This is a genomic window from Acidovorax sp. KPB24-07 (assembly GCF_057543315.1).
In genome coordinates, this window is sequence record NZ_BAAJYS010000313.1 from 1 (window position 1) to 3947 (window position 3947).

The window sequence follows — 3947 nt, forward strand, 5'->3', positions numbered from 1 at the left end:
CACGGGACCTGCGGGCACCGCCGGCGCTGCAGGCGCCACGGGAGCCACCGGAGCCACCGGGCCGACAGGCGCCGCCGGTGCGACGGGAGCGACCGGGTCGACAGGTGCCACGGGCGAGGGCTATGCCAACGGCACGGCTGGTGGGCAGATCACGTTGACGTCGTCGTCCGCGCCCTTCAGCCCGCAGGCTCCCGTCACGCTGACGGGAGACGCGAGCCTGAGCAATGCCGGCGTGCTCACCATCGCGGACGGCGCCATCACCGGCAACAAGATCGCCAACCTCAGCATCAACAATGCCAACATTGCCGTGAATGCCATCACCACCAGCAAGGTGGCGAATGGCACCGTGACCACCAGCAAGATGGCCGACCAGGCGATTTCCACGCTCAAGCTGCTGGACTCGGCGGTGACCAACGTCAAGCTGGCCGACGATGCGGTGAGCGTGTCCAAATTGCAGGGGGGTGCCTCCGCCGCAGCCCGAACCTACCTGCGCTCGGACGGCGTTTGTGTGCAGCCCGGACAGCTCGTACAGGGCGGCACCCTGACATCGGGCTCCACCGTGCCCAGCACCCCGACCGGAGGGGTGTACTACGCGGCACAGGGCGGCAGCACGCTGAACCTGCCCCCCGCGAACGTGGCGGGGCAGACGCTCACCATCATCACCCTCGATCCACAGAACGGCGCGTCGGTCATCCTGCAGGCCTCGGGCGCGGACACCATCGTGAATGCAAGCTTCAGCGGCAACGGCATCGGCAGTACCTTGCAGGGCGCCTTCAAATACTTCCTGCTGAGCGACGGCAACGGGCGGTGGTTCGTGAACTGAAGCGTTCCGGCCGCAAAATGGCGGCGACTTGCCACCGCCGCCCGGTTCACGCCTTCGCCGCGGGCCCCCGCGGCCCCACCGCCGACATTCCGATGCCCAGCACCGCCAGTGCACCCGTCAGCCCCACGATGGCCGGCCACCCGCCGTGCTGCCAGAACCATCCGCCCACCGATCCGACCACGCTCGAACCCATGTAGTAGAACCAGAGGTAGAGCGATGCCGCGTGCCCCTTGGTCAGCCCGGCCAGCGGGCCAATGGATGAACTGGCGATCGAGTGGCCGATGAAGAAACCGGTGGTCACCAGCGCGATGCCGGCGAACACGCCCCACAGCGACGGCGACAGGGTGAGCAGCGTGCCGCCCAGCATGAACGCGAAGCCCGCGGCGAGCAGCCCGCGCCGCCCCAGGCGGTCCGCCAGCCGGCCCGCCACGGACGAGGACACGATGCCGAAGCCGAACACCAGGAACATCAGGCTGATCTGCGTCTGGCTGAGGCCGTAGGGTGCGCCGGACAGGCGGAACGTGGCGTAGTTGAAAAGCGTCACGAAGATGCTCGTGAGCAGAAAGCCGATGGCGAACAGCCGCAGCAGCCCGCGGTGGCGCAGGTGGCCGCCCCAGGCCCGAAGGTGGTAGCGGATCTGCAGCCCGGGCTGGGGCGTGAAGTGGCGCGACCGCGGCAGCAGCACGAGAAAGCCGATGGCCGACAGCAGGCACAGCGCGCCCAGGCAGCCCAGCGCGGCGCGCCAGCTCACCCATTCGGTGAGCACGCCCATGCCCACGCGCCCCATCATTCCGCCGAACGCCGTGCCCGCCACATACAGGCCCATGGTGTGCGCCAGATGGCGCGGGTCGATCTCCTCGGCCAGGTAGGCCATGGCCACGGCCGGCACGCCGCCCAGCACCAACCCTTCCAGCGCGCGGGCCACCAGCAGGCCGTGCCAGCTGGGCACGATGGCCGCGGCGATGTTCAGCAGCGAGGCCAGCGCCATCGAGGCGAACATCAACCCGCGCCGCCCCAGCGCCTGCGAAAACGCCCCCGCCAGCACGATCGCCACGGCCAGCAGGCCGGTGGTCAGCGACAGCGGCAAGGCGCTCTGCGCGGGGCTGATGCCGAACGATCGGGCAAACGCCGGCAGCAGCGGCTGCACGCAGTAGATGAGCGAAAAGCTGGCGAAACCCGCCAGGAACAGCGCCGCGGCGGCACGCCGGTAATCCGCGGAGCCGCGCGCGATCCAGCCCGAAGCGGACGTGCCCGGCGGCTTGGATCGGGCTGCGGGCGGTTCGGCCAGGGGCATGGCGGAAGGCGGGGCGAGGTCTGGAGAGGCGGTCAACGAAGGCATGGGTCGAACGATGGACGGCAGAGCAAGGCGGCAAGGGAAAGGCGCTGCGCCGAAAGGCAGCCAGCGCTGGAATCTAGGCGCTTCCCTCATATATGTCCAATATATGATTCATCTCATCACCATACCTATTTCAGATACCCGATGGAACTGCGACACATCCGCTACTTCATCGCCGTGGCCGAGGAAGGCAACTTCACCCGCGCCGCGGCGCGCCTGGGCATGGCGCAGCCGCCGCTGAGCCTGCAGATCAAGGACCTGGAAGCCGAGGTGGGCGTGCCGCTGTTCCACCGCGTGCCGCACGGCGCGCAGCTCACCGACGCGGGCCGCGCCTTCCTGGAAGGCGTGGGTGGCCTGCCGGCGCGCACCTTCGACGCCGTGCGGGCGGCGCAGCGGGCGGCGCGCGGCGAGGCGGGCGTGCTGCACCTGGGATTCACCGGCTCGTCCGCGCTCAATCCCGTGGTCGTGCAGGCCATCCGCTCGTACCGCCGCGGGTTCGCGCAGGTGGAGCTCAGGATCGACGAGGGCAACTCCCTCACCCTGGTGGAGCGGCTGCGCGACGGGCGGCTGGACATCGCCATCCTGCGCCCGGACGGCCTGGACGCCACGGGCCTGCACTTTCACCGCTATCCGGACGAGCCGCTGATCGTGGCGCTGCCGGCCAGCCACGCCGCCTCGCGCAAGGGCCCGCGCATTGATCTGCTGAAGTTGCGCGGCGAGCCCTTCATCCTCACGCCCCGGCCGCTCGGCCCCAGCCTGTTCGATGCCTCGGTAGCCGCCTGCCGCGCGGCAGGCTTCGAGCCGCAGCTGGGCCCCACGGCGCCGCAGATCGTGTCGATCCTCGCGCTGGTCGCCGCCGAGCTGGGCGTGGCACTGGTGCCCGCCTCCATGCGGCACCTCGCCTTCAAGGGCGTGGCCTACCGGTCGCTCAGCAGCCAGTCGGCCCTGGTGAGCCTGGCCGTCGCCCACCGCGAGGGCGACCGTTCGCCCTTCGTGCAGAACTTCGTCGCGCTGGCCCGGCCCGCAGCCCGGTAGGCCCGGGCACGCTTTCCGGCACGCGCGCCGCCCGGGTCACACCTTGCCGGCGACCCCCGCCGATTCGAAGCTCGCCATCTCGCGCAGCACGGCGCAGGCCGATTGCAGCAGGGGCCAGGCCAGCGCAGCGCCCGAGCCCTCGCCCAGCCGCAGGCCCATGTCCAGTAGCGGCTCGGCCTGCAGTTCGCCCAGCAGCAGCGTGTGGCCCCGCTCGCCCGATCGGTGGGCGAACACGCAGCGCTCCAGCACGGCGGGCGCCAGGCGGCTGGCCACCAGCACGGCCGCGCTGGTGATGAAGCCGTCCACCACGATCACCCGGCGCTCGCTGGCGGCCTGCAGCACCGCACCCACCAGGGTGGCCACCTCCAGCCCACCCAGCGCGGCCAGTGCCTGCAAGGGCTCGGTGGCATCGGCATTGGCCTCCAGCGCCTGCTGCAGCACCGCGCGCTTGCGCGCCACGCCCTCGGCATCCAGGCCGGTGCCCGCGCCCGTGCAGTCGCCGATCGGCAGGCCGCACAGGCGCGACAGCAGCAGCGAGGCGACCGATGTGTTGCCGATGCCCATCTCGCCCAGCAGCAGGGCATTGCCCGGCAAACGGCGCACGATGGCACCGCCATGGGCGATGGCCTGGGCGCATTGGTCCGCGGTCATCGCCGGGCCCACCGACGCATCGGCCGTGCCGGCCGCCACGCGGCAGTGGCTGAGCAGGCGCGGCTGCCCCGGTGCGCTGTCGCGCGGAGCGATGGTGCGCGC

At 71.1% G+C, this 3947-nt stretch carries 4 protein-coding genes; 2 read left to right on the top strand and 2 right to left on the bottom strand.

What is annotated here, in order from left to right; all coding sequences use genetic code 11:
* On the top strand, nucleotides 1-823 hold an 823-nt coding region (locus AC27IQ_RS19980; protein WP_487090527.1), incomplete at its 5' end, for a hypothetical protein.
* Between the two features lie 46 nt (nucleotides 824-869).
* Here the strand turns inward: AC27IQ_RS19980 and AC27IQ_RS19985 are convergent.
* Nucleotides 870-2117: an MFS transporter gene (locus tag AC27IQ_RS19985; protein WP_487090530.1), complete on the bottom strand. Its 1248-nt coding sequence runs from the start codon at nucleotides 2115-2117 to the stop codon at nucleotides 870-872.
* A gap of 186 nt (nucleotides 2118-2303) precedes the next feature.
* Here AC27IQ_RS19985 and AC27IQ_RS19990 point away from each other — a divergent pair, with 186 nt between their 5' ends.
* Entirely contained in the window at nucleotides 2304-3194 is an 891-nt protein-coding gene (locus AC27IQ_RS19990) for a LysR family transcriptional regulator (RefSeq protein WP_487090528.1), read from the top strand.
* Nucleotides 3195-3230: 36 nt separating this feature from the next.
* On the opposite strand, the gene AC27IQ_RS19995 is transcribed toward AC27IQ_RS19990, so the two are convergent.
* On the bottom strand, nucleotides 3231-3947 hold a 717-nt coding region (locus AC27IQ_RS19995; protein ID WP_487090529.1), incomplete at its 5' end, for a nicotinate-nucleotide--dimethylbenzimidazole phosphoribosyltransferase.

Coding starts and splice junctions, on each gene's coding strand:
- AC27IQ_RS19985 (WP_487090530.1), bottom strand. CDS start 2,117: ATGCCCCTGGCCGAACCGCCCGCAGCCCGATCCAAGCCGCCGGGCACG.
- AC27IQ_RS19990 (WP_487090528.1), top strand. CDS start 2,304: ATGGAACTGCGACACATCCGCTACTTCATCGCCGTGGCCGAGGAAGGC.